Source organism: Collinsella sp. D33t1_170424_A12 (assembly GCF_015554865.1).
In the GTDB taxonomy this organism is placed as follows: domain Bacteria; phylum Actinomycetota; class Coriobacteriia; order Coriobacteriales; family Coriobacteriaceae; genus Collinsella.
On the sequence record NZ_JADNJJ010000140.1, the window covers coordinates 1 to 2,494 of the forward strand.

General features: G+C 63.2%; 1 rRNA gene. It reads right to left on the reverse strand.

Annotation, left to right across the window (positions count from 1 at the left end):
• Positions 1-2 precede the first annotated feature (2 nt).
• Positions 3-2,494 (reverse strand): 23S ribosomal RNA (locus tag I2E26_RS06095); the annotation flags it as partial.

A 2,494-nucleotide genomic window follows, 5' to 3' on the forward strand; every position in this document is an offset into this window, starting at 1 on the left:
ATGCGGGTAAGAGCTCGGGCGATTAGTACCGCTCGGCTGAGCACGTCGCCGTGCTTGCACCTGCGGCCTATCGACCAGGTGTTCTACCTGGGCCCTTACCGAAAAGGAGAACTGATCTCGGGAACGGCTTCCCGCTTAGATGCCTTCAGCGGTTATCCGCGCCGGACGCGGCTACCCGGCCATGCCGTTGGTCGACAACCGGTTCACCGGAGGTCCGTCCACCCCGGTCCTCTCGTACTAGGGGCAGCCTCCCTCGATTCTCCTGCGCCCGCGGAGGATAGGGACCGAACTGTCTCACGACGTTCTGAACCCAGCTCGCGTACCGCTTTAAACGGCGAACAGCCGTACCCTTGGGACCTGCTCCAGCCCCAGGATGCGATGAGCCGACATCGAGGTGCCAAACCTTGCCGTCGATGTGGACTCTTGGGCAAGATCAGCCTGTTATCCCCGGAGTACCTTTTATCCGTTGAGCGACGGCCCTCCCACGTGGGGCCGCCGGATCACTAGAGCCTGCTTTCGCACCTGCTCGGGTCGTAGCCCTCGCAGTCAAGCCCGCTTACGCTCTTGCACTCAAAAGGACGGTTGCCGACCGTCCCGAGCGGACCTTCGCGCGCCTCCGTTACCCTTTAGGAGGCGACCGCCCCAGTCAAACTGCCCGCCTGGCACGGTCCCCCGCCCTGCTTCAAGGGACGGGGTTAGGACGCCGGTGCGGCGGGGGCGGTATTCCAAGGGCGGCTCCGCGGGGGCTGGCGCCCCCGCTTCGATGCCTCCCGCCTATCCTCTACGCGCCGGACCAGCGGCCAATGCCAAGCTGCAGTGAAGGTTCACGGGGTCTTTCCGTCCTTCCGCGGGTAAGTCGCATCTTCACGACTAGTGGAATTTCACCGGGTCCATGGTTGAGACAGCGCCCAAGTCGTTGCGCCTTTCGTGCAGGTCGGAACTTACCCGACAAGGAATTTCGCTACCTTAGGACCGTTATAGTTACGGCCGCCGTTTACCGGGGCTTGGCTTCGGGGCTTCGCTCGCGCTAACCCCTCCGCGTGACCTTCCGGCACCGGGCAGGCGTCAGACCCTATACGTCGCCTCGCGGCTTATGCAGAGTCCTGTGTTTTTGGTAAACAGTCGCTTGGGCCTCTTCACTGCGGCCCCCCTCCGCTCCCCGGGCGAGCCGGTTCACGTACGCGGGGGCACCCCTTCTCCCGAAGTTACGGGGCCATTGTGCCGAGTTCCTTAACCATGGTTGACCCGATCGCCTCGGTATGTTCTACCCACCCACCTGTGTCGGTTTGCGGTACGGGCGCGATGGCGCCTGCCTAGGGGTTTTTCTGGGGACCACGGGCTCACTCGCTTCGCTTAAGCGCTTCGTCCGGAGCCTCGCCCGCACGGTGCCGGATTTGCCTGGCACCGGGCCTACGCTCCATCACGGGGACGTCCAGAACCCCGCCGAGCCACCCCGATCCGTCGCCCCGTCGGTCGTGACGGTTCCATCGCGGTGCAGGAATGTCTGCCTGCTGCGCTTCGACTACGCCTTCCGGCCTCGCCTTAGCCCCCGACTGACCCTGGGAGGATTAGCCTTGCCCAGGAAACCTCGGGTTTACGGCGGACGAGTTACCCTCTCGTCTCTCGCTACTCATGCCAGCATTCTCGCTCCCAGAAGGTCCACGGTCGGTTCCCCTCCCGCTTCGCCCCCGCTGGGACGCTCCCCTACCGATGATATGAATCATCCCGCCGCTTCGGTTCAGAGCTTAGCCCCGTGTATTGTCGGCGCATGTCCACTCGACCAGTGAGCTGTTACGCACTCTTTGAAGGCGTGGCTGCTTCTAAGCCAACCTCCTGGTTGTCTGCGCGGACGCACATCCTTTGCCACTCGGCTCTGAATTAGGGACCTTAGCGGGCGGTCTGGGCTGTTTCCCTCTCGAACACACAGCTTAGCCCACATGTTCTGACTGCCGCGCTCTAGACCCTCGGGCATTCGGAGTTCGGTTCGAATCGGTAGGCGGCGAAGCCCCCTCATCGATCCGGTGCTCTACCTCCCGGGGTTAACGCGCGACGCTAGCCCTAAAGCTATTTCGGGGAGAACGAGATATCTCCGGGTTTGATAGGCCTTTCACCCCTATCCCCGGGTCATCGCCGCCGTTTTCAACCGACGTGCGTTCGGCCCTCCACGGGGTCTTACCCCCGCTTCAGCCTGCCCAGGGATAGCTCACCCGGCTTCGCGTCTGCGGCCGCCGACTCCATCGCCCTGTTCGGACTCGCTTTCGCTCCGGCTCGCTTCAAAGCTTAACCTCGCCGACGGCCAGCAACTCGCTGGCTCATTCTACAAAAGGCACGCCGTCACACCACTGAAGGGTGCTCCGACGCCTTGCGGGCGCACGGTTTCAGGTACTGTTTCACTCCCCTCCCGGGGTGCTTTTCACCTTTCCCTCACGGTACTGGTTCGCTATCGGTCACAGGAGAGTATTCAGGCTTGGAGGGTGGTCCCCCCGGGTTCGGA